At 64.8% G+C, this 24,835-nt stretch carries 18 protein-coding genes and 2 pseudogenes; 14 read left to right on the forward strand and 6 right to left on the reverse strand.

Features of this window, described 5'->3' with window-relative positions; genetic code table 11:
- Positions 1-17 precede the first annotated feature (17 nt).
- From AC5Y39_RS03725 to AC5Y39_RS03735, 3 genes are read left to right on the forward strand one after another with little or no spacing between them, the layout of a single operon-like run.
- Positions 18-4,862: an NAD-glutamate dehydrogenase gene (locus tag AC5Y39_RS03725; RefSeq protein WP_500015118.1), complete on the forward strand. Its 4,845-nt coding sequence runs from the start codon at positions 18-20 to the stop codon at positions 4,860-4,862.
- Positions 4,859-5,275, forward strand: a complete 417-nt coding sequence (locus tag AC5Y39_RS03730; protein ID WP_500015116.1) for an acyl-CoA thioesterase — start codon at positions 4,859-4,861, stop codon at positions 5,273-5,275. Before AC5Y39_RS03725 ends, AC5Y39_RS03730 begins: the two co-directional genes overlap by 4 nt.
- Positions 5,272-5,907 carry a DUF8010 domain-containing protein gene (locus AC5Y39_RS03735; protein ID WP_500015114.1) on the forward strand — a complete coding sequence of 212 codons (636 nt, stop codon included), beginning with the start codon at positions 5,272-5,274 and terminating at the stop codon, positions 5,905-5,907. Before AC5Y39_RS03730 ends, AC5Y39_RS03735 begins: the two co-directional genes overlap by 4 nt.
- A gap of 13 nt (positions 5,908-5,920) precedes the next feature.
- Here AC5Y39_RS03735 and AC5Y39_RS03740 read toward each other — a convergent pair whose 3' ends face one another.
- On the reverse strand, positions 5,921-7,480 hold the full coding sequence (locus tag AC5Y39_RS03740) for a glycoside hydrolase family 13 protein (protein WP_500015112.1): 1,560 nt from the start codon (positions 7,478-7,480) through the stop codon (positions 5,921-5,923).
- 374 nt (positions 7,481-7,854) lie between these two features.
- On the opposite strand from AC5Y39_RS03740, the gene AC5Y39_RS03745 reads away from it, so the two are divergent.
- Both AC5Y39_RS03745 and AC5Y39_RS03750 read left to right on the forward strand, forming a co-directional pair.
- Complete coding sequence (locus tag AC5Y39_RS03745) at positions 7,855-8,481, forward strand: hypothetical protein (RefSeq protein WP_500015111.1); 627 nt, start codon at positions 7,855-7,857, stop codon at positions 8,479-8,481.
- Positions 8,482-8,975: 494 nt separating this feature from the next.
- Positions 8,976-9,389: a hypothetical protein gene (locus AC5Y39_RS03750; RefSeq protein ID WP_500015109.1), complete on the forward strand. Its 414-nt coding sequence runs from the start codon at positions 8,976-8,978 to the stop codon at positions 9,387-9,389.
- A 56-nt stretch (positions 9,390-9,445) separates the two neighbouring features.
- Here the strand turns inward: AC5Y39_RS03750 and AC5Y39_RS03755 are convergent, their stop codons facing one another.
- A complete protein-coding gene (locus AC5Y39_RS03755) occupies positions 9,446-9,853 on the reverse strand; it encodes a globin (protein WP_499963739.1) in 408 nt (135 codons plus the stop codon).
- A gap of 149 nt (positions 9,854-10,002) precedes the next feature.
- Between AC5Y39_RS03755 and AC5Y39_RS03760 the strand changes: the two genes are divergently transcribed.
- The 3 genes from AC5Y39_RS03760 to AC5Y39_RS03770 are packed head-to-tail and all read left to right on the forward strand — an operon-like array spanning position 10,003 to position 11,277.
- On the forward strand, positions 10,003-10,563 hold the full coding sequence (locus AC5Y39_RS03760) for an HNH endonuclease (RefSeq protein WP_499909310.1): 561 nt from the start codon (positions 10,003-10,005) through the stop codon (positions 10,561-10,563).
- A 26-nt stretch (positions 10,564-10,589) separates the two neighbouring features.
- Positions 10,590-10,823 (forward strand): aa3-type cytochrome oxidase subunit CtaJ, encoded by a 234-nt coding sequence (ctaJ, locus tag AC5Y39_RS03765; RefSeq protein ID WP_500015107.1) that lies wholly within the window; start codon positions 10,590-10,592, stop codon positions 10,821-10,823.
- Positions 10,810-11,277: a DUF5130 domain-containing protein gene (locus tag AC5Y39_RS03770; RefSeq protein WP_500015105.1), complete on the forward strand. Its 468-nt coding sequence runs from the start codon at positions 10,810-10,812 to the stop codon at positions 11,275-11,277. Before ctaJ ends, AC5Y39_RS03770 begins: the two co-directional genes overlap by 14 nt.
- A gap of 21 nt (positions 11,278-11,298) precedes the next feature.
- Here AC5Y39_RS03770 and pepN read toward each other — a convergent pair whose 3' ends face one another.
- Positions 11,299-13,872: an aminopeptidase N gene (gene pepN / locus AC5Y39_RS03775; protein ID WP_500015103.1), complete on the reverse strand. Its 2,574-nt coding sequence runs from the start codon at positions 13,870-13,872 to the stop codon at positions 11,299-11,301.
- A gap of 396 nt (positions 13,873-14,268) precedes the next feature.
- Complete coding sequence (locus AC5Y39_RS03780) at positions 14,269-14,685, reverse strand: hypothetical protein (protein WP_500015101.1); 417 nt, start codon at positions 14,683-14,685, stop codon at positions 14,269-14,271.
- Between the two features lie 460 nt (positions 14,686-15,145).
- Here AC5Y39_RS03780 and AC5Y39_RS03785 point away from each other — a divergent pair.
- The 5 genes and pseudogenes from AC5Y39_RS03785 to AC5Y39_RS03805 all read left to right on the forward strand — a co-directional run.
- Positions 15,146-15,466 (forward strand): annotated as a pseudogene (locus tag AC5Y39_RS03785) (Ig-like domain-containing protein); the annotation flags it as partial.
- Positions 15,467-15,658: 192 nt separating this feature from the next.
- Positions 15,659-18,532 carry a hypothetical protein gene (locus AC5Y39_RS03790; RefSeq protein ID WP_500048143.1) on the forward strand — a complete coding sequence of 958 codons (2,874 nt, stop codon included), beginning with the start codon at positions 15,659-15,661 and terminating at the stop codon, positions 18,530-18,532.
- An 86-nt stretch (positions 18,533-18,618) separates the two neighbouring features.
- Positions 18,619-19,227, forward strand: a complete 609-nt coding sequence (locus tag AC5Y39_RS03795) for a mycothiol-dependent nitroreductase Rv2466c family protein (protein ID WP_500015097.1) — start codon at positions 18,619-18,621, stop codon at positions 19,225-19,227.
- Between the two features lie 17 nt (positions 19,228-19,244).
- Positions 19,245-19,718, forward strand: coding sequence for a ribose-5-phosphate isomerase (locus tag AC5Y39_RS03800; protein WP_500015095.1), 474 nt, complete (start codon positions 19,245-19,247; stop codon positions 19,716-19,718).
- On the forward strand, positions 19,718-20,512 hold the full coding sequence (locus AC5Y39_RS03805; protein WP_500015093.1) for an Fpg/Nei family DNA glycosylase: 795 nt from the start codon (positions 19,718-19,720) through the stop codon (positions 20,510-20,512). Before AC5Y39_RS03800 ends, AC5Y39_RS03805 begins: the two co-directional genes overlap by 1 nt.
- Here the strand turns inward: AC5Y39_RS03805 and AC5Y39_RS03810 are convergent.
- Positions 20,509-22,704 carry a hypothetical protein gene (locus AC5Y39_RS03810; protein WP_500015091.1) on the reverse strand — a complete coding sequence of 732 codons (2,196 nt, stop codon included), beginning with the start codon at positions 22,702-22,704 and terminating at the stop codon, positions 20,509-20,511. The two genes, AC5Y39_RS03805 and AC5Y39_RS03810, sit on opposite strands and share 4 nt — an antisense overlap.
- 1 nt (position 22,705) lies before the next feature.
- On the reverse strand, positions 22,706-23,746 hold the full coding sequence (locus tag AC5Y39_RS03815) for a LamG-like jellyroll fold domain-containing protein (protein WP_500015089.1): 1,041 nt from the start codon (positions 23,744-23,746) through the stop codon (positions 22,706-22,708).
- Positions 23,747-23,877: 131 nt separating this feature from the next.
- Between AC5Y39_RS03815 and AC5Y39_RS03820 the strand changes: the two are divergent.
- Positions 23,878-24,833, forward strand: a pseudogene (locus tag AC5Y39_RS03820) (cation diffusion facilitator family transporter).
- Positions 24,834-24,835 lie beyond the last annotated feature (2 nt).

Consider the following 24,835-nt stretch of genomic DNA (forward strand, 5'->3'; position numbering starts at 1 on the left):
GCTCAACGAGGAGCCCTATGACGGTGAAGCCTGAGGCCGCGAGCGTCGAAGGGTGGGACAAATTCGCACCGGGGCTTTTGCACGCCTACGTCGACAGTTATCGCGGGCCTCAGGGTGATGCTCCGGTAATCGGCGACCGTGGGCTGACCGCACCGATCCAAGTCCGCGCACAACAGGTGGTGACGCCCGCGCTGCTGGCCGCCCATGGCCGCCTGGGATTCTCGCGCAAGCCCGGCGCCACCAACGTCGCCGCCTTCGGCGACGACAACAGTCACGGCTTCGGGCCGGCGCTCCAGGTGATCACGGACGAGACGCCGATGCTGCTGGAGTCGCTGACCGTGCTGCTGAATCGTCTCGACGTGGCCTACGTCGCGATCTTGAGTCCCGTGTTCCGTGTGCGCCGCAGCCCCGAGGGCGTGCTCGAAGACATCCGGCCCCGACCCGAGAACGCCCGCGCCGGGTCCGGCGAGATCGACGAAGCCTGGGTCCACGTTGAGCTCGCCCCCGGCGCCGACCCTAAGGCACTCGACCAAGTCGAACGTCAGCTGCCGTCGGTGATCACCGACGCCCAACGCGTGGCGCACGACACCCACGCCATGCGAGATGCGCTGCACACACTGGCCGACGCGCTGGACCGCGACACCTCCGGCCGGTTCCCCGCCGAGCGCCATCGCGTCGCAGAACTGCTGCGCTGGTTGGATGACGCGCACTTCGTGCTTCTGGGTTATCAGCGCTGCTCGGTGTCGGAGGGACAGGCCGAGGTCGACGAATCGAGCCGGCTCGGTGTACTGCGGCGCCGCCAGGATGTGTTCCCGCAGCTGACGGAGTCGGACGACCTGCTGGTGGTCACGCAAGCGACCATGCCGACATATCTTCGGTACGGCGCCTACCCGTATATCGTTGTGGTTCGGGACAATTCGAAGGGCGAGGCGGTCGAGCACCGGCTGGTCGGGTTGTTCACCGCGGCCGCGTCCACGGCCAATGTTTTGGAGATCCCGGTCATCTCGCATCGGGTCAAGGAGGCGCTCACCAAGTCGGGTCGCGACCCCGACTCGCTGTCCGGTCAACTGCTGCTCGACGTCATCCAGACCTTCCCGCGCTCAGAGCTTTTCGCGCTCGATGTCGACGCCATCCTGGACATGGCCACCGCGATCACCGACGTGGGATCGCGCCGCCGCACCCTGTTGTTCATGCGCACCGACCAGCTCGGGCATTTCGTCTCGGCGCTGGTGTATCTACCGCGTGACCGCTACACCACGGCCGTGCGACTGCACATGATGGACATCCTGGTCCACGAGCTCGGTGGCAGTAGCATCGACTACACCGCGCGAGTAAGCGAATCACCTTGGGCAGCAGTGCATTTCACGATTCGGCTGCCGGACGACGCGCCGCGCGGAGCCGTCGACACCTCCGTGGAGAATCGTCAGCGGATTCAGTCGCTGCTCACCGAGGCGGCCCGCACCTGGGCCGACCGGCTGCTGGGTGAGGTCCGGTCCGGCTTCCTCGGACAAGAACAGGCCGAGCACTACGCCGAGGCATTTCCCGAGGTCTACAAGCAAGCGGTGACACCCAAGGACGCGATCGGCCACATCGCGATCATTGAAGAGCTGCAAGATGATTCGGTAAAACTCGTCTTCACCCAAGCCGACGACGGCGAAGACCGGGTCGCGCAACTGACCTGGTTCCTCGGCGGCCGGTCGGCGTCGCTCAGCCGGTTGCTTCCCATGCTGCAGAGCATGGGCGTCGTCGTGCTCGAGGAGCGGCCTTTCACGGTGACCCGCGCCGACGGCCTTCAGGTGTGGATCTACCAGTTCAAGATCGCCCTGCATCCGACGATCCCCGAGCCGTCCGAAGACACTGACCCCGAGGAGCGGGCGCAGCGGTTCGCCGACGCCGTGACGGCGATCTGGCGCGAACAAGCCGAGATCGACCGGTTCAACGAGCTCGTGCTGCGGGCCGACATGACGTGGCAGCAGGTGGTGATCCTGCGGGCCTACGCGAAATATCTGCGCCAGGCCGGTTTTCCGTACAGCCAGTCGCACATCGAATCGGTGGTCAACGACAACCCGCACACCGCACGCTCGCTGGTCGAGCTGTTCGAGGCGCTGTTCGACCCGTCGGACTCCGGCAAACGGGACGCGCAGGCGGCGGCTGCGGCCGTCGCGAAGGACATCGACGCTCTGGTCAGCCTCGACACCGACCGCGTCATGCGGGCGTTCGCGTCGTTGGTGCAAGCGACACTGAGAACCAATTTCTTCGTGACGCGCGAAGGCTCAGCCCGCGAGCAGGGTGTGCTGTCGCTGAAGCTCGACCCTGGCCTGATCGACGAATTACCTTTGCCCAGGCCGAAATTCGAGATATTCGTGCATTCGCCGCGGGTGGAAGGCGTGCATCTGCGGTTCGGCCCGGTCGCCCGCGGCGGGCTGCGCTGGTCGGATCGCCGTGAAGACTTCCGCACCGAAATCCTCGGCCTGGTCAAGGCGCAGGCGGTGAAGAACGCCGTCATCGTCCCGGTCGGGGCCAAGGGCGGCTTCGTCGTCAAACAGCCGCCGATGGCCACCGGCGATCCCGGCGCCGACCGCGAGGCGGTCCGCGACGAAGGCGTCGCCTGCTACAAGATGTTCATCGCCGGGCTGCTGGACGTCACCGACAACGTCGACCGCTCGTCCGGCAAGATCACTTCACCCGAGCAGGTGGTGTGCCGCGACGGCGACGACGCATACCTCGTGGTCGCCGCCGACAAGGGCACCGCGACGTTCTCCGACATCGCCAACGAGATCGCGAAATCGTACGGGTTCTGGCTGGGAGACGCATTCGCGTCGGGTGGCTCGGTGGGTTACGACCACAAGGCCATGGGCATCACGGCCAAAGGCACCTGGGAAGCCGTCAAACGGCACTTCCGGGAAATGGGCGTCCACACCCAAACCGAGGACTTCACCGTCGTCGGGATCGGCGACATGAGCGGCGACGTGTTCGGCAACGCAATGCTGCTGTCCAAGCACATCCGGCTGATCGCCGCGTTCGACCACCGCCACATCTTCTTGGACCCCGACCCGGACGCGCAACGGTCCTGGGAGGAACGCAAGCGCCTGTTCGAGCAGCCGCGCAGCAACTGGGACGACTACGACAAGTCGTTGATCAGCGAGGGCGGCGGCGTGTTCAGCCGCGAGCAGAAATCGATCGAGGTGAGCCCTCAGGTGCGCCAGGCGCTGGGCATCACCGACGAGGTGAGCGAGATGACGCCACCGGAGCTGGTGCGTGCGGTGCTGTGCGCGCCGGTGGATTTGCTGTTCAACGGCGGCATCGGCACTTACATCAAGGCCGAGTCCGAGTCCAACGCCGACGTCGGTGACCGCTCCAACGACGTGGTTCGTGTGAACGGTAATCAGGTGCGCGCCAAAGTGATTGGCGAAGGCGGCAATCTGGGTGTCACGCAGTTGGGACGCGTCGAGTACGACCTGGCGGGCGGGCGCATCAACACCGACGCGTTGGACAATTCGGCCGGTGTCGACTGCTCAGATCATGAGGTCAACATCAAGATCCTGGTGGATTCGTTGATCACCGCAGGCAAGGTCGACGAGGGAGAACGCACGCAGCTGCTGGAGTCGATGACCGACGAAGTCGCCCATCTGGTGTTGGCCAACAACTCTGAGCAGAACGATTTGATGGGCACCAGCCGGGCCAACGCGGCAAGCCTGCTGACCGTGCATGCCCGCCAAATCCGCGACCTGGAAACCAACCGTGGGCTCAACCGCGAACTGGAAGCGTTGCCGTCGGATAAGGAGATACGGCGGCGGATGGACCAGGGCCTGGGGCTGACGTCGCCCGAACTGGCGACGTTGATGGCGCATGTGAAGCTCGATCTCAAAGACCGGGTACTGGCCAGCGAGCTTCCCGACCAGGAAGTGTTCGCCTCGCGGCTTCCGATGTACTTTCCCGCGAAGCTGCGCGAGAACTTCACCAGTGACATCCGCTCCCACCAGCTGCGGCGGGAGATCATCACCACGATGTTGGTCAACGACGTCGTGGACTGCGGCGGCATCACGTACGCCTACCGCGTGGTGGAGGAAGCCGGCGTCAGCCCGATTGACGCCGTGCGCACGTTCGTGGCCACCGACGCGATCTTCGGAATCGGCGAAACCTGGCGCCGGATCAAGACCGCCGGCGAAGAGGGCGCGATCCCGGTCAGCCTCTCGGATCGGATGACGCTCGATCTGCGCCGGCTGCTGGACCGCGCGTCACGGTGGCTGATCAACTATCGGCCCCAGCCGCTGGCGGTAGGCGCGGAGATCAACCGCTTCCAGTCCAAGGTCAGGGCGCTGGCACCGCGGATCGCGGAATGGCTCCGGGCCGACGACCGGCAGATCGTCACCACCAGGGCGATGGATCTGGTATCCCACGGCGCCACAGAGGATTTGGCGGGCACAGTGGCCGCGGGCCTCTACAGTTACAGCCTGCTCGACGTGATCGACATCGCCGACATCCTCGATCGCGACACCGTGGAGGTGGCCGACACATATTTCGCGCTGATGGGTCACCTGGGCATCGACGGCTTGCTGTCGGCGGTGTCGGAGCTCGACCGGCACGACCACTGGCACGCGTTGGCGCGGTTGGCACTTCGCGACGACATTTACGGATCGCTGCGGTCTTTGTGCTTCGATGTGCTCGCAGTCGGAGAGCCGGAGGAGAGCGGGGAAGAGAAGATTTCGGAGTGGGAGCACACGAACACGTCGCGAATCGAGCGTGCGCGGCGCATTCTGACGGAGATATATGAGAGCGACGAGCACGACCTGGCGACGCTGTCAGTGGCGGCTCGCCAGATCCGCACGATGACGCGAACCGGAACCGGAACGTCTGCATGAGCGTCCGGGGATTCACCACACCGGTGCTGGTGCGGTGGAGCGACATCGACATGTACCAGCACATCAACCATGCGACGATGGTGACGATCCTCGAAGAGGCCCGAGTGCCCTTTTTGCGTGAGCCTTTCGAAGCGGAGATCACCACGATCGGGCTGCTGATCCACGAGGTGCGGGTGCTCTACAAGGGCCAGCTGCGGCTCGTCGATTCGCCGCTGCAGGTCACCATCTGGACCAAGCGGGTGCGCGCGGTCGACTTCACGCTCGGCTACGAGGTGCGGTCGGTGCACGCCGATCTCGACTCGAAGCCGTCGGTGATCGCCGAGACGCAGTTGGCTGCGGTGCACATCAAAGAGCAGCGACTGCAACGGCTTTCACCGTCGCAGCAGGACTATCTGCGGGCTTGGATGCGATGAATCCGGCTCCCGAGCGTGGCTTGTGGGTGGCTGACGCCGCCGAGCGAGCGAACCTCACCGCCTTCGCCGAACGTGTACGTCGACTCGACGACGCTGCGGTGATCCGGCTGAGGCAGCGCTCCGAGAACACGGTGGTGGCATGGGCTGCAACAGGATTCGATGTGCTCGCGAGCCGGGCGGCCGCTGGCAGCGTGCGACCGGTGGACGTCTGTGTCGGCGCCGACGCGCTTCTTCGCGGGCTGGCCGCGGCGGATGCTTCCGGATTCGTCGACACCGGCTTTCCGCTGGATTCGGCGTGGCGTGGGCCGCTGCCACCGGATTCGGGATTCGTCCACGTCGACGACGTGCCTGCGGGGGTGGTGCTCGAGCTGGCTGAGCGCGGGGCGGAGGTGTCCAGAGAGCAGGGGGGCCAGGGTCCGCCGGTGTCGCTGCTCGATCAGGAAGTACTGCACGTCAGCGGAGCCGGCGTGACGGTCGGGATTCCGCTTCGGTGCGTATTCGCTTTGACCGCAATGAACTTCGTCGATCCGGCTTCAGGCGTGGTCCGGGTGCGCACGGTAGGGCCGTGGCTGCGCATCGACGCGCCCTACGGTTCGGTGTATTACCGCCGTCAGCTGCTGCGGATTGTGTGACGCTGCGCCCGGGCTAGCAGAGCAGCCAGGCGGCGGTGTTGCGGAGGAGCCGGCCGTCGGCGAGCGGAGCGCTGGCGAGCAGCAATTGGCCCTGCGGTAGCTCGACGGGTTCGGCGTCGACGTTCAGCGCGCACAGTAGCGCGTCGACCCTGAAGATCAGCGCGCCCCTCGGTGCGTCGTCCCAACGCAACTGGGTGCCGGAGAACCCGCGCCGCAAGCGAAGGGCGCGGCGATAGAAGTTCAACGTCGAATCCGGTTCGGCCAGTTGACGTTCCACGGTCAACGCCGCCCACTCCGGCGGCATGGGCAGCCATGTGTCGGGATTGTCGGAGAACCCGAACGGCGGCGCGTCACCCGTCCACGGCATGGGCACGCGACAGGCGTCGCGTCCGCGTTCGGCGCCGCCCGAGCGAAACCACACCGGGTCCTGCAGCACCTCGTCGGGCAGGTCGACGTTCGGCAGCCCGAGCTCTTCGCCGTTGTAGACGAACACGGTGCCAGGTAGGGCGAGCATCACCAACGCCATCGCCCGTGCCCGCGCAAGCCCGACGTCTCCGCCGCCGTAGCGGGTGACTTCCCGGTCGACGTCATGATTGGCCAGCGTCCATGTGGGCGTCGCGTTCTCTAGAGCGGCGGCCGCCAACGAGTTGTCGATGGCGTCGCGGATCTCGGTTGCGTCGAACTCGGCGCGGACGAGCCGGAAGTTGAAGCCGAGGTGCAGCTCGTCGGGGCGCAAGTACTTGGCGAATTCCTCGTTGTCGAACACCCAGACTTCGCCGACGGCGACAGCGTGCGGGTAGTCGTCGAGCACGGCGCGGATGGCACGGTGGATGTCGTGCACGGTGTCGTGGTTGAACCGCGGATCCCGATTGCCGGTGAGCAGCATCTTGGCGCCGGGATCCGCCATGTCCGGTAGGCCGGGCGGTTTGGCCATACCGTGCGCGACGTCGAGGCGGAACCCGTCCACGCCGCGGTCGAGCCAGAACCGCAGCGTCTTCTCGAAGTCGGCGAAGACCTCCGGGTTGTCCCAGTTGAGGTCGGGCTGTTCGGCGTCGAACAGGTGCAGGTACCACTGACCGGGAGCGCCGTCGGACTCCGTCACCCGTGTCCATGCCGGGCCACCGAACACCGACACCCAATTGTTCGGCGGTAATTCGCCGTTCGGGCCCCGGCCGTCGCGGAAGATGTAGCGGTCACGTTCCACGGAGCCTGGTCCGGCGGACAGTGCGGCCTGAAACCACGGGTGCGCCGAGCTGGTGTGGTTGGGCACGAGATCCATGGTCACCTTGATGCCGCGCTGGTGTGCGGCTGCGACGACGCGGTCGAGCGCGTCGAGGCCGCCGAATAGCGGGTCGACGTCGCGCGGGTCGGCGACGTCGTAGCCATGGTCGGCCATCGGGGACACCGTGACGGGATTGAGCCAGATCGCGTCGACGCCAAGCAGGTTCAGGTAGTCGAGTCTTGCGGCGACGCCGTCGAGGTCGCCGACGCCGTCCCCGTTGCTGTCGGCAAACGAGCGGGGATACACCTGGTAGAACACCGCGCGCGCCCACCACGGGTTGTTATCGGCCATCGAGCCACCATTGTGGCGCAAGAATTTGTGTGCTCAAGCGCTGTGGTACCGCCTTAGGGTTAGTTAGTGGCATCGATTCGTGTGGACGCAGAGGCGTTGCTCTGGTTAGCCGATCATTGCCAGAGGCAGGCGCCGCGACTCCGGTTGTCCCGCGAAGCGCCGTTTCCCGTCAAGCTGTTTCAGCCGTCCTCGCTCGCGACCAGGCATGGGTACTCGGAGGTTGCTACGGCTGGCTTTCGTTTTTGGGAACGGATGCGTTCGACGGGCGCCGATGCCTCGACGGCAGCAGGCGATTTTGTTGCCACGGAGACAACGTCGACAGGCGATCTTGCGGCGTTGACGAATCCCGGAATTACGGCGGTATAGTGCCGGCGGTGGCGGCCGCGATGCCTACGTTGTCGCAGATTGAGCACTGGGACACTGACCATCTGGAAACGGCGGCGACCGATTGGGCACAGGCGGCCGACAGGTGGGAAGACGCATTCACCGCGTTATGCCGCGAGACAGCCAATCCCGGGGGAAGTACGTGGGAAGGTGCCGCCGCTGAAGCAGCCTTACTGCGGACCGGGATGGACAGGGTTGTAGTGGTCAATGCGGCCGACAGTCTGTATGCCGCTGCTGCCGAAGCTCGATATGGCGCCGAGAGAATCGCTGGGGCGCGCCAGCTCACCCTGCAGGCGATTGCCAACGCGCGAGCGGCGGGATTCGCGGTTGCCGAAGATCTGTCGGTCACTAGCACAGTTGGCGGTCCACCCGCCCTGCAGGCGGCGCGCCAGGCTCAAGCCCACGGCTTGGCCGCGACGATCTGTGCACGGGCCCGCACTCTGCTCACCGTGGATCGGCAGGTAGCTGACAAGGTGAGTGCCGCCATCGCCGGCCTGAGTCACCTGCTCCTGACCCGGGTGATCCAGCACCGACTCCTGCCGGCCCGAGTGGCGAGGATATACGCCGAGTGCTCGACAAATTGCCGGTGGGTAACAGGCCATGGATCAGGGAAGTGAAATCACCGGACGATCTCCGTACTCTTTGGAATTTGGATGCAGCAGCACGGAGTCGACGGCCCGTCTGGCTACGATCCGTCTAAGGGAGTCTGGAAAACCTTGCCGGATGGCACGGGGGTAGGTCAACGCTTTGCGGCCCCGTCCACCGGGCAACCGGCACTCGATGTTCACCTTCCGGGCGATAAAGGGAACATCAAGGTGCACATAAATCCGCGAGGGGGAACGCCCGACATCCCAGCGCCTCAAAGTTCACTACCTCAGCCACCGATCCGGCAACCAGCCCCAGTCGAGAACGCTTCCCCGAAGGGTCCGAGCCCGAATGCGGCACCTTCAAAGCCACCCGTTATCGAGGGAATTCCGCGATTCGGCGGCCAGCCCACTCTCGGTGCTCCAGGCACTCCAATAGGGCCGACATTAGTGCCGCCACCGCACAGCATTCATCACTTACCCATCGCCGGCAAAGATGACATCGACGCACCATGGGAGTTCGAAGAATGACAGCTGCTGACGCCGGACGAGATCCGAATCAGGACCTAACGCCCGTCGAAGAGAAGCTGCGCCTAGAGCTCTTGACCGATGCCCTCTACGACTGGGTACCGCTCATCGAGGTTGAGACAATAACCAGCCATTATCAACTCGCGGAAACGGCCGGTGAGACGCAGAAGCTGGCGATGAAGACGATCCGCAGGGTACTTGATGAGGGTCTGATGAAAATCGGTGATCTACCAGACCAAAGCAATGAGGTGCCCGATTGGGGACTTCCGATCGACGAGGCGATGGAACGGCTGAGCCATCTCTATGTGAGGAATCACGACGAGGAGGTCGGTTGGCAATTCAGAATCTGGCTAGGTCTGACCGACGAAGGTAGACGCATTGCTCACGAGCTTGAGGCAGGCAGAGCCGAGTGACAGCCCAGAATATTTGCGAATGCGAAGGGTTAGTAGCGGCTAAGCGAATTGAACGCTCAGAACGGCGAATTCACCATCGAGTGCGCTGCCATCTCGAGGTAGTTGAGCAACTCCTGGCGGTGCTCGTCGTCAAGCGTCTCTGAGTCGACCGACGCCACCGCCGTATGCATGCATCTCAACCATGCGTCGCGCTCGAACGGGCCGATCCGAAACGGTGCGTGCCGCATCCGCAGCCTTGGGTGGCCGCGCTGTTCTGAGTAGGTCCGCGGACCGCCCCAATACTGCTCGAGGAACATTCGCAGCCGCTCCTCAGCGCCATGCAGATCTTCCTCCGGGTACAGCGGCCGCAAGATCTCGTCGTCTCGTACCAGCGCGTAGAACGTCGACACGATCTTGTGAAACGTTGGCGCGCCGCCGACGGCGTCGTAGAACGACTGCTGGGTTGTGGAATCCATCCCCTCCATTGTGGGCCATGGCCGACCGTCACCCGATGTTCACCGACTGACCTGCGAACACGATCAGAAATGTCGTGCACTATGGCCCTATCCGTGGTGAACTGATCGGCGGAGGTGACATGGCGCAGCGCAGGAAGAGCCGCGTGGCTGAGCGTGTCATGCACAGCGTCGAAGACCACGCCGCCCCCGAATCCACCTCGCTGTGGGGCCGCCGCCGGGTTTTGCTGCTGAATTCCACTTACGAGCCGTTGACTGCGCTACCGATCCGTCGCGCCGTGGTGATGCTTCTCTGTGGCAAGGCCGACGTGGTACACGACGACCCCGCCGGACCAGTGATCCATTCCGCGAGCCGCACCATCGTCGTGCCGTCGGTGATCCGGCTGCGTTCTTACGTCCGGGTGCCCTACCGGGCCCGCATTCCGATGACCCGCGCGGCGCTGATGCACCGCGACCGCTTTCGGTGCGCGTACTGCGGGGCGAAGGCCGACACCGTCGACCACGTTGTCCCGCGCAGCCGCGGTGGCAGCCACACGTGGGAGAACTGCGTCGCAAGCTGCTCGACCTGTAACCACCGCAAGGCCGACCGGTTGCTCAGCGAACTCGGCTGGACCTTGCGGCTGGTACCCACCACACCCAAGGGCCAGCACTGGCGGCTGTTGTCGACAGTGAAGGAACTCGATCCGGCTTGGATGCGATACCTGGGTGAGGGCGCGGCGTAATTGAGCGCTGAGATACGGTTTGCGTCGTGAACGCTTTCGAGGTCCACGCCCTGTTCGTGGGTATTCCGCTGTTGCTGGTCTTGATTCTCGTCGCGTTGATCTGGTCGGGGAAGAATCCGCATCCGCCGGCGTACAAGATGTCGGAGCCGTGGACGCACGAGCCCATTCTGTGGGCAGCCGTCGACGAGCGCATCGGCGACGGGCACGGTCACGGTTCGGAGCAGCTGACGATCGGAGGTGGGGCCAGTGGCAAGTGGTGAGCTCGCGACGATTCCGGAAACCGGCCTACCGCGCGGCTCGGTCATCACCGCCAGCGGGCGCATCTCCAGTGTCACCGAGCCCGGCGAGCTGTCGCTGCAGTACCCGTTCTCCACGATGGATCTAGTGAAACTCGACGACGCGCTGACCTACGGGTCGCGCACGTCGAAGGCCCGGATGGCCGTCTACATCGGTGACCTCGGGGAGGACACGGCGGCTCGCGCCCGCGAAATCCTGGCCCAAGTGCCTACCCCCAACGACGCTGTGCTGTTGGCCGTGTCGCCCAACCAGCGGGCGATCGAGGTGGTCTACGGCGCCGGCGTGCGCGGCCGCGGCGGCGAATCCGCCGCTCCGCTCGGTGTCGCTGCTGCGGCGTCGGCCTTCAAAGAAGGCAATCTGATCGACGGGCTCGTCAGCGCCGTGCGGGTGATGAGCGCCGCCATCTCCCCGCCGTAGCGCGCCGCGACAATCCGCCCGCTAAGCCGTCGCGTCGAAGCGTCGAGCGCGCAACGCACGCTCGACACCGGCCCTGCCTTCCACCACCAGGCGCCGTAGCGCCGGCGGCAACTCTCCCGCCAGGAACGTATCGGCGGCCGCGAGGCCTTCCTCGCTGATGTCCCACGACGGGTACAAGCCGACCACCACGGTCTGCGCGACCTCACTGGACCGTCGTGCCCAGACCCCGGGGATGTCTTCGAAGTAGCGGGTTGTGAAGCGCTGCAACAACTCGGCCTGGCCCGGCGAGACGAGTCCGCCGATGATCGCGCGCCCGACGATGTTGGGCAGCGTGTCGTCTTCGATCACCTTGGTCCACGCCTGCTCTTTGACGTCGACCTGCGGGCGAGCCGCCGACGCCGCCGCGGCGTGCCGCTTGCCCGCCGCCGTCGGGTCGCGCTGCACCTCCGCGTCGATCACCGGTGTCTCCGGACCGTCGGCGTCGATGACACCCGAACGGGCCAGTGCGGTGACGATCCGCCAGCGCAGATCGGTGTCGACGACGAGACCGGCCAGTCCCTTTTCCTCCGGCGCGGTGTCCAGCAGCGCCGCCAGCACCTCGATGTGGCGCAGTTTGAGCACCGACGAACACAGCGCGTTGACGTAGGCAAGCTGATGGTCGGAGCCGGGCTCGGCGGCCCGTGCCAGCTCCAGCAGCCGGTCGGCGAACATCGGCCAGCCGTGTTCACACGCCCAGCCCGGGTCCGCGTACGAGCCCAACGCGGTCTGCGCCTGCAGCAGCAGCCGCTGCGCCACACCGACCTCGGTCTCCGCCTGCACGCCCCGGCACACCAGCGCCACGAAATCGCGGGCGCGCAACTCCGCGTCGCGGGTCATCTCCCACGCCGCGGACCACACCAGCGTGCGCGGCAGAGGCTCCGCGATGTCGGCGATGCGGCTCAACGCGGTCGACAGCGACTCGTCATCGAGCCGCAGCGAGCAGTACGTCAAGTCGTCGTCATTGACCAGAATCAGCTTGCCGCGTGAAACACCCTGCAGCGCGGGAACTTCCGTGACCTCGCCGGAGACGTCAAGCTCTTCGCGATGCGCCCGCACCAGCTTTCCCGCGCCGTCATCGTCATAGATGCCGACTGCGAGCCGGTGCACACGAGTCTCACCGGCGCCGGGAGCCGCCCCGCCCTGCCGGATCGCGAAGCGCGTGAACCGGCCGTCGGCATCCACCTCGAAGTCAGCGCGCAATGTGTTGAGGCCCGTGGTCTTCAGCCATTGGTTGCCCCAGTCCGACAGGTCGCGGCCGGACGCCTTCTCCAGCGCCGACAGGAGGTCGTCGAACGTCGCGTTGTCGAAGGCGTGGCCCCGGAAGTAGTCACGCAGGCCCGCCAGGAAGTTCTCCAGCCCGACGTAAGCGACCAGTTGCTTGAGCACACTGGCGCCCTTGGCGTAGGTGATGCCGTCGAAGTTCACCTCCACCGCGGCCAGATCCGGGATGTCAGCGGCCACGGGATGTGTCGATGGCAGCTGGTCCTGCCGATACGCCCATGATTTTTCGGCGTTGGCGAACGTCGTCCACGCCTCGGTGAACTCGGTCGCGCGGCTTTGGCACAACACCGACGCGAACGTCGCGAACGACTCGTTGAGCCACAGATCGTCCCACCATCGCATCGTCACCAAGTCGCCGAACCACATGTGCGCCATCTCGTGCAGCACCGTTTCACAGCGCCGCTCGTAGGACGCCCGGGTGACCTTGCTCCGGAAGACGTAATCCTCCAAAAACGTTACGGCACCGGCGTTTTCCATGGCGCCGGCGTTGAATTCGGGTACGAACAACTGGTCATACTTGCCGAACGCATACGGCACGCTGAAGTTCTGGTGGTAGAAACCGAAGCCTTGCTTGGTTTGCGTGAAAAGCCTTTCCGCGTCCATGAATTCGGCCAACGAGGCCCGGCAGAACAGTCCCAGCGGAATCGAGCCGTGTTCGTCGGTGTATTCGTCGTCCCAGCGGGCATAGGGTCCGGCGATCAGCGCGACGAGGTAGGTGCTCATCCGAGGCGTGGTCGCGAACGTGTGCACACCGTTGTCGACGCTGACCGTCGCGCCGTTGGACACCACCTGCCAGTGCGCGGGAGCGGTGACGACGACGTCGAACGTGGCCTTGAGGTCGGGCTGGTCGAAACACGCGAACATCCGCTTGGCATCGGCAGTTTCGAACTGCGAGTACAGATATACCTCGTCGTCGACGGGGTCGACGAATCGGTGCAGCCCCTCGCCGGTGTGGGAGTAGAGGCAGTCGGCGTCGACGACCAATACGTTGTGTTCGTCGACGATGTTGAGCGGAATGCCGGTGGACTCGTCGTAGCCGGACACGTCGATGTCGACGCCGTTGAGGGTGGCGCTGCGCACGCTCTCAGCCGCAATGTCGATGAACGTATCGGCACCCGGCAGCGCATTGAACGTCACCGTGGTCACCGACCGGAACGTCCGTTCGCCCGGTGCGCCGTCACCATCGGTGAGGTCCAGCTCGATCTTGCAGTTGTCGACGGTCACCAGCGCTGCGCGCTCGATGGCCTGGTCGCGAGTCAGGTTCGGAAGTGCCACGCCGTCCAACATATCGCCGCAGTGCACGGGGCGCCGGGCGGCTCAGGCGGGCTGGCATCAACAGCTGATTCATCCAGCAAACGAGACTGCCATGATCATTTTGCGCCACGAGCGATGTGACCAGCAAACGTCTGTCGATGGTTGAGCAGCGGGTTTGGCCGATTCCGCGGGCCGGAAGACCAAGCAACTATTTGCATGAGAAAGTACATCATTCCGTATTCGTCAATTTCCCTGACCTCTGTCTTACCTGGACATACGCTGCTGATTGCCTGTGCGCGTGCCCAAACAGTGGTTGGCAGGTCGCGTCGCAGAATCTCGGGAGTTCAGCATGGCATCGACAAAGGGGTCGCACCGGGCCGTCTCTAGCAAAGCTCACCGCAGCGCGGGCGGCACAACTTATGCGCGGTACGTCGGTCGAGTCGGCGCATTGGCCGTCGCGCTCGGCGTGGGGGCGGCGATTGCCAGCACACCTGGCGTGGCGTGGGCCGGCCCCGAGAACTCGACCTCGCCGGCGTCGCCGGGTGGCGAGGACTCCAGCCCGGGCACCTCACCCGGCCCGGCTGCCAACACGCCGCCGAGCCAGAAGCACCGGTCGCTTCCCCCGCTGCAGAAGCCCGGCAAGTGGAACCCGCACAAGACGCCCCCGAAGCAATCGCCCTCGGGCTCGACCAATGCACCGGACTCCGGGGCGGCGGTCAGCAGCCCGGGTGGTCTGAACACCTCAGTCGACGACCACGGCACCGACGGAAAAGCAGGCGCTCCTGCCGCCAGCGCCCCAACAGGTCCCGACGCCACCGCCACCGAAAAGGACAAGCAGCCCGTCGTGGCGTTCGACGTCGGCGCACAACCTCCTTCCACACTGCCGTCGGCGGTGTCCTTGCCGAAACCGCCTGTTTCGACGGATGATTCGCTTCACGAGCCAGTGCTCCCGACGACGGCGCTTCCCAAGCTGAACAGAACCCACGAACAGCCAACGAGGCAGAGGCAATTCAACCGCGGCCCTGCTGTTGCGCTCACCGGGTCATCAGACCCGTCGAAGCCCGCAGCCGACGTCGACGCTCCCACGACGCAGACGACCCTGGCCGGCCACGACCAAAGTGCCGACCCGGGGGTTCTCAAGTTCACCGCACTACAATCGCTGTCCTCCTCGGCGACGGCCACTTCATCCGTTGTGCCAACGGCCTTCGCGACGGCCGCAACGCCTGTGACACAAGCGCAGACAACGCAACCGACGCTGGCGACCCCGGGAGCCACTGGAGTCATGGGGACGCTGATGAGCGCGGTGCTGTCGCCGCTGCTCGCGCCGTCACCGGCCGCTCCGGCACCCCAGCATCCGCTGTTGTGGGCGGTTCTTGGTTGGGTGCGCCGCTCGTTGGTCAATCAATCGCCGAATATCACACCGACAGTCGGCGCCCCAGATGCCTTGGGCAACATCAAAATCACGCTCAACCAAACCGACACCGACGGCGACCGCTTGGTCTACACCGCCACGAACGGCGCCAAAGGCACGGTCACGGTCAATCCGGACGGGCACAGCTTGACCTACAAGCCCAATTCCGGTGCCACCGGTCAGGACACCTTCACCGTTACGGCCAACGACAACACCAACTTTCATCTGCACGGGCTGCTCGGCTTCCTCAAGCCCAACGGCGGCCACGTTTCCACGAAGACCGTGACAGTGACGCTGCCGGCCGCCGACACAGCTCCCGCTGTGGGCCAACCTGTCCGAGGCACCCAGAATGCAGACGGGTCGTTCAGCGGATCGTTCCGCGTCACAGATCCCCACATGAACGACGTGACGATCGCCGTGGCAGACCAGCCGGACTACGGCAAGCTCGACTACACCGTCTCGCAAGTGGACCCAACGACCCGACAGGTCAACTACACGTACACGCCGACCCAAGCGGGAAGCATCAAGGCAGGTCTCACCGAAGCGGATGAGACCGACAGCTTCGCCTTCTCCGTCGCCGACCCGCAGCACAATCCGGTGCCCGTCGTCGTCGACCAGATCGCTGTGACGCCAACGCATTTTGAGATTGGAACTGCGACGGCGTCGACTGGAAACCAGCCGGTAGGAATTGTCACGGTTGGTGACCGGCTCTATGTCGCGAACCAGTTGAGCGACACAGTGTCTGTGTTCAATGCCGACACTCTGGAGCCGGTCGACACGGACGATTCCGTTCCTGGCGCTACTCCCATCTTTGTCGCCCCATCCCCGTTATTCATCGCAGCCAACGGCACGAAGCTTTACGTCACCACGCCAAGGGGATATGTCGCAGTCATCGACACATCGGTGAACAAAGAAGTTGCGCGTATTCCTATAGCCGACGACGCCCTACAAATCGCTACCGCCGGCAATAAGGCCTACATCAGCAACTTCAGCGATAATACGGTGACGGTGATCGACACCTCCGTCGACAGCCCGGCCACCGGCATCCCCCCGATTCCGGTGGGCGCCGGACCTGTTGGGCTGGCTGTCACCGGCGGCAATCTCTTCGTGGCGAACTCCGGCGACAACACTGTGAGCGTGATCGATCTCCAGACGCACCAAGTCGTCGACACTGACACGAATACAGCGGGAGTCCAAGGGATCTCCGTTGGAAACGCTCCGTTCGCGGTAACCGCAAGCGGCAACCGCATCTACGTTTCCAACAGCAGCGGCGCCTCGGTGACCGTCATCGACAGCACCAACTACCGCGTCGTCGACACGGTGAGCGTCGGCGGCACCCCTACCTCCATCGTCATCAGTCCCGATGGCGCGGTGGCCTACGTGACGAATTCGCAGGACGACACCGTGTCAGTAATGGACACCGCGTCCAATCAGGTAATCACGACAATACATTTCGAAGCGACGCCTGATCCCTCACTGTCGGCGCTCAACTTCGCCGCGATCAGCGCCGACGGCAAGCGTCTGTTCGTCGACGATGCGGCCGACAACAAAGTCACGGTCGTCTCTCTCGTAGCGGGGGAGAACGCGAAGGCGCCGCAACCCACAGCGGTCGTTGACCAAGCACATATCAGCGATGCGACGGGCGCCGTCCCCGTGACGGTGACAGTGGGAGATCCCGAGGGCAATTCGGCGATCGTCACGACCAGCAAAGCACAACATGGCGACGTGGCGGTGGTCGCGAACGGCGATGGCACCTACACCGTCACCTATACGCCGGACGAGCAGAGCCGCCTCGACTATCACACCGGGCCGACGCAGGACAGCTTCACGGTCTTGGTCAACGACGGCTACCGCGTCGCCGAGGTCCCGGTGACTGTGCCGATCAGTGCGCTGAACGTCGCACCGGAGGTGTCGGTCGACTCGGCCGCGCCGAACCAGGACGGCGCTGTCACGATCTTCATCAGTGTCAGCGACCGCAATGGCGTGGAGCCGCCAAACGGCGACCCCATTACCGTCTCGATCACACACCAACCGACAACCGGGACAATCTCGAATCCGGACTACCTGAGCAACGGCGTGTACACCGCTACGTACACGCCCACGCCGGAAGCCCGCGTCGCGGCGTACGGCACGGGGCCTGACGTCGACACATTCACTGTCACCGTGAGCGATGGCAAGAACCAAGTGACACGCGACGGCACGGTCACCATCAGCCCACGTGCCGCAGTTGTCGTGGGGACCTTGCCGCTGTCCGATGAGCAACATTTCGCAGAAGACGCGGTGGTCGTCGGCAATCGACTGTATGTCTCCGACGGCTTGGACAACGTGGCGGTGGTCGACATCGATCCGGCCAGTCCGACGTACGGCAAAGTGGTCGCGACCCTCACCGTCGACGACCCGAACTCAGGCTTCCCTGACGGTATGGCTGTCGTCGACGACCGGTTGTATGTGGTTGCCGGGGGCGACATTTGGATGGTTCACACCGATCCCGGCAGCCCGGACTATCTCCAGGCCGACACTGTCTTCGATCCCTCGACGAGCGGATCGTTCGCTTTCACCGGCGACATGGCGGCGGCCGGAAAGTACCTCTATGTAGGAGAGAACGGCGCGGTCGACGTCGTCGACGTCAATCCGGCGAGCGCCGACTATCACACCGCGGTCGACACCATCTTCCTCGGTTCGCCCAGTAATCATCACTACGCAGGAGCCATGGTTGCCAGTGGAGATCGGCTCTATGTGAACGACCCGTTCGACCGGGTGGTGAGCGTGATCGACCTCAACCCGGAGAGCGATGACTACCACACGGTGATCGCCTACATCGATACCGGAGCCGCCGCAGGGCCCACCTATAGTGCGGCTTCAGACATCGCCGCCACCGCCGACCGCTTGTATGTCAGCGATCCGAGTCACGACCGTGTGACGGTGATCGACATCGACCCGACAAGTCCGGGGCGCAACACCGTGATCGATATCGATCCCGGCACACCGGAAGTCGACGCCATCGCTGTCTCGAGCGCGGCCGGTTTGGCGGTTGTGGGTGATCGGCTCTACGTGACGAGCCACCTGGGCGACGAGGTGACGGTCATCGACACGGCGACGAACAAGGTCATTGATGTCAATCCGACGACCTCTGATGTCGATACCCTGCAGGCGGGGCAAAACCCCAGAAACATTGCCGTGGGCGGCAGCCGCCTCTACGTGACGAATCATTCAGACAGCAGCGTGACCGTCATCGAGACCGGGACGTCCTCACCTTCCGGCACCCTGTAGGGAACCGACGCGGTCCGGAACAGGTCCTCGCGTTCGTGGGTTGTGCCTGAGTGCAACACTGAACGCATCCGCTCGAGAGGACCGTTATGCCCGAGAAGTCTGTTGCCGATTTCTGGTTCGACCCGCTGTGCCCGTGGTGTTGGATCACCTCGCGCTGGATCCTCGAAGTCGAGAAGGTCCGCGACATCGAGGCCAACTTCCACGTGATGAGCCTCGCGGTGCTCAACGAGAAGAAGGACGTGCCGGCCGAGTATCGGGAGAAGCTCAAGGATGCGTTCAAACCGGTGCGCGTGCTGATCGCCGCCGAGCAGGCCAAGGGCTCCGAGGTGCTCGCGCCGTTGTACACCGCGATGGGCACTCGCATTCACTATCAGGGCAACAAGTACCTCGACGCCGTGATCGCCGAGTCGCTCGCCGAAGTCGGCCTGCCGGCCGAACTCGCCGAAGCCGCCACCACCGACCGCTACGACGAGGCGCTGCGCAAGAGCCACCACGCCGGCATGGACGCGGTCGGGGAAGACGTCGGCACCCCGACCATCCACGTCAACGGCGTCGCGTTCTTCGGCCCGGTGCTGTCGCGCATTCCTCGCGGCGAGGACGCGGGCAAGCTATGGGACGCGTCGGTGACGTTCGCCTCTTACCCTCACTTCTGGGAACTGAAGCGCACCCGCACCGAGCCGCCGCAGTTCGACTGACCGATAGGCTCGGCGCCATGCGCGTCTACCTCGGCTGTGACCATGCCGGATTCGAACTCAAGCAGGCGATCGTCGACCACTTGAAACGCAGCGGCCACGAGCCGATCGACTGCGGCGCCTACACCTACGACGCCGACGACGACTACCCGGCGTTTTGCATCGCGGCGGCCCAACGCACCATCGACGACCCCGGCAGCCTCGGTATCGTGATCGGCGGCTCAGGCAACGGCGAGCAGATCGCCGCCAACAAGGTGCCCGGTGTGCGCTGCGCGCTGGCCTGGAGCACCGAGACGGCGTCGCTGGCCCGGGAGCACAACGACGCCCAGCTGATCGGGATCGGCGCGCGCATGCACACCGTCGAGCAGGCGCTGGCAATCGTCGACGCGTTCCTGTCCACCCCGTGGTCGAAAGCCCAACGGCACCAACGCCGTATCGACATCCTGGCCGAGTACGAGCGCACCCACGAGGCGCCGCCCGTGCCGGGGGCCTAGTGCCCGAAGGCCACACGCTGCACCGGCTGGCCCGGTTGCACCACCGCAAGTTCGGCGGCCGCCCCGTCGCGGTATCCAGCCCGCAGGGCCGATTCGCCGACGGCGCAGCGATTGTCGACGGCCGCGTGCTCAAGCGGGCCACCGCATATGGCAAGCACCTGTTCCACCACTACGCCGGCGGACCGATCGTGCATGTGCACCTCGGGCTCTACGGGTCGTTTTCCGAGTCGGAGGTGCCGATGCCGCTGCCGGTGGGCGAAGTGCGAATGCGCATGGTCGGCGCCGACTTCGGTACCGATCTTCGCGGGCCGACGGCATGTGAGGTCATCGACGAGGCACAGATGGACGCGGTGATCGCTCGGCTCGGGCCCGACCCGTTGCAGCGCGACGCCGACCCCGCCCATGCGTGGAGCCGAATCAGCAAGTCGCACCGGTCAATTGGTGCGTTGCTGATGGATCAATCGGTGATCGCCGGCGTGGGCAACGTGTACCGCAACGAGCTGCTGTATCGGCACGGCATCGATCCTTATCGTCCAGGCCGGACCATCGACGCGAGTGAGTTCGAGTCGATGTGGGCCGACCTGGTGGAGCTGATGAAAGTCGGATTCCGGCGCGGCAAGATCCACGTCGTGCGCCCCGAACATGACCATGGTGCGCCGTCATATCGGCCGGGCCGGCCGCGGACGTACGTGTATCGCCGCGCCGGCGAGGCGTGCCGGGTGTGTGGTGAAAAGGTGCTCACGGCCGTGGTCGAGGGCCGCAACGTGTTCTGGTGCCCCGCCTGTCAGAGCTAGCCGTCAGCGGTGTGCAGCTCCGGGAAGATGTCGCGGTTCGCGCCATCGGCCAGGGCCAGCAGCATCATCCGAACGTAATCGGGGAAGCGTGGACCCGCACGGCGGCCAAGACTGTCGTTGGTGACGCGCTGGCCCCACCGGCCGCGGAAACCGACCTCCCCGTCGTCGCTAGGCCACCAGGTCTGGGTGGAGCGGTCGACGATGTAGTCGTAGGTGCGGCCGGGCTGGGACACGAAGGTCGCTGCTTGCGCCGAGTTCCAGTCCACTACGTCGGTGATGCCTGGTATCGGCAGGTCTTTCGGGCGGATCGTCCGTCCCGACGTCGGCTCGTCAGGGCCGTTGTCCGGCGTCGGTGTGTCCGCCGAGGGGCGTGGGTTGTCCGGACCGGCGAACGAGCCGCTGGCGGCGTCGATGAATTCGTAGATCCCCGAGGCGTATCCGGCCCAGCCGCCCGCAGCGGAACCGGGGATCCCGCCCACCGCCGCACCGGCCTTCGCGCCGGCCACAATTTTGGCGAGCCAGGCGGCCAGTCCCTCGAGGACCCGACCCGGACTGCCGTCGTCTCCGGCTGGATCCGGCGCTGGTGGTGGTGGCGGTGGCACCAGGCCCGGCCCGTCGAAAACACCGCAGCCCTGAGGTTCTTCCGATGCCGGATACGGGTCGACGTCGTGGTTGCCCGGTTGCAGGTTGAGGCTGTGCGAACCAAGCGCAACAAAGAATCTCGGGTGGCCGCGAACGGTATCAGGGGTGTCGGCTCCGCTCCATGTGCGCACCGTCATGGCGGTCCGGTTCTCGTCGTCGAACTGATGAGCGGGGTAGCCGCCGTCGCCTGCGGCCGGCCGGGATCCGGTAAGCCCCAGGTATTTCGGCGTGTAACCGTCGAGGTCGCCGGTGCCGTCGCCCTCGAGCATGATCGCGATGCACTGCCAGTCCCCGGCGTGGCTGGACACCTCGGCGCCGGATGTCTCACTGCATGCGACGGACTGCTCGTGGGCGGGGAAGAACAGGTAATAGCACAACAGCTTCGGGTTGTGCAGCTTGTCCACGATCGGTTTGAGATTCGGGGCGGCGCTGCGCGAGGCGAGCCTGGTCAGTCGATTCTGGTCGAAAACCTCGGCGTGGTACCAGAACTGAGAGTCCTTCAGCGCGTCGTCGTAGGCGGTCTTGATCGCGTCGCGATCGGAGTAGACGTTGACACTGGTGCTCGTCACGCCACTTTCGTGCGACCCCGCCACGTCTTTCCACCCGCCGAGTTCCAGAAAGTGCTCCTGGTTCTCGCCGGCAAGCGCGTTGCCCAGGAACGTGCCGCTCGCTTCGGGCACGGCGGTGAGCTGACCCGCAACGACTTTGGGTTGGCGAGGGAACGCAGCACCGGCGGCACCACCCCACCTCGACTTGTCGTCGGCCGGAGATCCAGCTGACCACAGAGCCGCACTTTCCACGAAGCGCTTGACGTTGACCGGCACGTACTTCTCCCTGGCATGCAGCACCAGGATCGGCTCGAAGCGGCGGATCAGCGGCTCGTCGGCATGCGTCGTGCCGGGATCAGCAATGCGAACTTTGATTTCGAGCGCGATGGCGGCAACGTCGGCCGGGGTGGGCCATGTCCAGCCGACACTCGGCGGTACGGCGTCGGCGGCGGCCGATTGCAGGACTGCCGATTTGGTGAGCACCCCCTGCGTTAGGGGTATCTGGTGGACTTGAGTCAAAGTCCCTGCGACAGTGACAGTTTGGTTCGACGACAACGCGATCGCGGCGGCGCAAAGGTGGTGGTCGGCCGGTGTCGACGAAGGCAGCACGACGGTAAGGGCATTGGCGGCCTGATCGGTCGCGGCAATTGCCTGCGCGACAGGATCCGCGAGAGCGGCGTTGACACAGGCGAAGGCCGACCAGACGCAGTAATCTTGCTTCTCGCCGCCGAAATCAAATGTGAACTGCGATGTTTCGGCCTGCACGGGGACTAGCTGGTAGCACGTCAGCCGACGGTCGTCGGTATTCGCGGTCTGAATCTCTTTGAGTGTCACTCCAGCGAATGTCACGGTCGGCTTCGCGGGAACGGTCGGCAGGATGGCCGCGCGGGCGCTGGTGACGAAGACGAACACTACGGTGTCGGCGTCGACATGGGCGGTCTCGGTAAGGAAGATCGCGGCGTCCCCGGTGCCGCTGCCCGAGGTGATACTGATGATCGGCATGTCAATAGCCCTGCGCGATTCCGACGATCATGTTGCCAAATGCCGGGTCACAAGCGAGCGGCGAAAACGTGCGGTCGATCACCTTCTTCAAGCACTTGCTTCCGAGCAGCGCTTGGACTTCCGGCAGGTCCATCGGCTCGACTCCCTGCTCGCGCAGCCAACCCAACATGGCGGTGGCTATCGGCGGAATGTTGTGCAGCTTGTTGGTGTTCCATGCCGTCGCGTAATCACGAGCGCCTGACTCCCAACGGTCGAAGGCCTCGTCCGTGTGTACCGCACCGCGAAGCGCATTCATGGCTGACTCCATCAGGCGACGCAGTTCCAGAGCACACTCCCGGTCGTCTTTGAGCGCCAGCACAAGTTGCCGGCCCCAGTCCGCCCAACAGTGGCTGACCGTCCCAAACACCGGCCGACGTCGCACGTTCTCGTCGATTGCCCGTGGATTCAGCCGCCAGATCTTGACGTCGTCGATCACCGTGCGGACGCCGTCGGATCCGTTGAGCCGGTTGCCAATCGCGATCCGTTGGCCGGCGATCAGTGGGGTATATCCGCCCCGGTCCGGAAAACTGAGGACCAGCTGGCCGTCGATCGAGACGTCGAGGAACTGCCAGCCGTCGTAGAACAGGCTGACAGTGACCCAGTCGCCGACGTCGACGCTGACCGGCTCATCCCCACCGAAACCGACGCTGCGGTCTTGGGTTTGGACAAACCCGTCGAATTTTCGCGGAGCCCTTACCGCCAGATTGAACGACTCGCTTTCGATCAGCGTGCCGGGCTGGTCGAGAACATCTCGCGAGCAGACGATGTCGACCGCCACACCACCGACGACTCTCCACTGGAATGGCAGGTGGACGGCGATCGCGCTGTCCGCGCCACGCATGCGAACCGCGCCTGAACGCGGCGCACTGCCGTCGACAAGGAAATCCGTGTCGGCGATGCGGTGTGCTGTGCCATGGCCAGCGCGCGCGGGAGACTGGTCGAATATCACGCCGGGCACGCCCTTATAGCTGTGGTCGAGCACCAATTCCCAGGGATAGTCCATTGGTCCCCTCAGGGCCGCGCGAAAGGTAGGCAGACGGTATCGCACTTCAGTACCGCTTTTCGGTGAAATGCGGCAGCGACGACCATGCCGCACGTGGATTGGAAGGACGGGCAATTGGGAATTCGGCGCCGATGACTAACGATCAGATCGCCTCTGCGGCGGACTCCAGCGAGAGCACCCGCACCGTGATCATCGCACTTCTGGCCAACGGCTTGATTGCGGCGGCCAAGACGATCGCCACCGCACTTTCCGGTTCGGCCTCGATGATGGCCGAGGCGGCGCATTCCTGGGCTGACACCGGAAACCAGGTGTTTTTGTTGGTCGCCGACCGCCGCAGCAGGCGGCCTCCCGACGCCCGCCATCCGCTGGGCTTCGGCCGCGAAGCCTATGTCTGGTCGCTGCTAGCGGCCGTCGGCCTGTTCGTGGTAGGAGCCTCGGTGTCGATCTGGCACGGGATCACCGAACTTCTCCGCGGCGAATCCGAGCGGGGTGACTACCTTCTTGCCTACGTCGTGTTGGCGATTGCGCTTGTGCTGGAGGGCATTTCGTTTCTTCAAGCCGTGCGGCAGCTGCGGGGTGAGGCGCGGCTGTACAACCGCGACCTCCTGCAGCATGCGCTCGCGACATCCGATCCGACGACGCGGGCGGTGTTCGCCGAGGACAGCGCTGCGGTGATCGGGATCGTGATCGCCTTCGCCGGCATCGGGTTGCATCAGTTGACCGGTAACGCAATGTGGGACGCGATCGGCTCGATCCTCGTCGGTGTGCTGCTTGGGTCATCGCCGTGGTGCTGATCGACCGCAATCGCCGATTCATCACCGGTGAGCCGGCATCTGAGCAACTGCGCGACGCCGTCGTGGCGCGTATCAAGGATCTGCCGCAGGTCGTCGACGTCCGGTTCATCCGTCTGGTGTTCGTCGGACCGAAGCGCCTGTTCGTCGTCGCCAGTGTGGATCTCGTCGGCGACGACGTGGAATCCAGCGTCGCCCATACTCTTCGAGGCCTGGAGCGCCAACTGGAATCCGATCCGCACATCGTCGACGCGGTGCTGACAATCGCCGACCCGGAAACCGACGACATGAAGTGAAA

The organism is Mycobacterium sp. NGS39 (assembly GCF_059812765.1).

Coding starts and splice junctions, on each gene's coding strand:
- AC5Y39_RS03725 (WP_500015118.1), top strand. CDS start 18: ATGACGGTGAAGCCTGAGGCCGCGAGCGTCGAAGGGTGGGACAAATTC.
- AC5Y39_RS03730 (WP_500015116.1), top strand. CDS start 4,859: ATGAGCGTCCGGGGATTCACCACACCGGTGCTGGTGCGGTGGAGCGAC.
- AC5Y39_RS03735 (WP_500015114.1), top strand. CDS start 5,272: ATGAATCCGGCTCCCGAGCGTGGCTTGTGGGTGGCTGACGCCGCCGAG.
- AC5Y39_RS03740 (WP_500015112.1), bottom strand. CDS start 7,480: ATGGCCGATAACAACCCGTGGTGGGCGCGCGCGGTGTTCTACCAGGTG.
- AC5Y39_RS03750 (WP_500015109.1), top strand. CDS start 8,976: ATGACAGCTGCTGACGCCGGACGAGATCCGAATCAGGACCTAACGCCC.
- AC5Y39_RS03755 (WP_499963739.1), bottom strand. CDS start 9,853: ATGGAGGGGATGGATTCCACAACCCAGCAGTCGTTCTACGACGCCGTC.
- AC5Y39_RS03760 (WP_499909310.1), top strand. CDS start 10,003: ATGCACAGCGTCGAAGACCACGCCGCCCCCGAATCCACCTCGCTGTGG.
- AC5Y39_RS03790 (WP_500048143.1), top strand. CDS start 15,659: ATGAACGACGTGACGATCGCCGTGGCAGACCAGCCGGACTACGGCAAG.
- AC5Y39_RS03795 (WP_500015097.1), top strand. CDS start 18,619: ATGCCCGAGAAGTCTGTTGCCGATTTCTGGTTCGACCCGCTGTGCCCG.
- AC5Y39_RS03800 (WP_500015095.1), top strand. CDS start 19,245: ATGCGCGTCTACCTCGGCTGTGACCATGCCGGATTCGAACTCAAGCAG.
- AC5Y39_RS03810 (WP_500015091.1), bottom strand. CDS start 22,704: ATGCCGATCATCAGTATCACCTCGGGCAGCGGCACCGGGGACGCCGCG.
- AC5Y39_RS03815 (WP_500015089.1), bottom strand. CDS start 23,746: ATGGACTATCCCTGGGAATTGGTGCTCGACCACAGCTATAAGGGCGTG.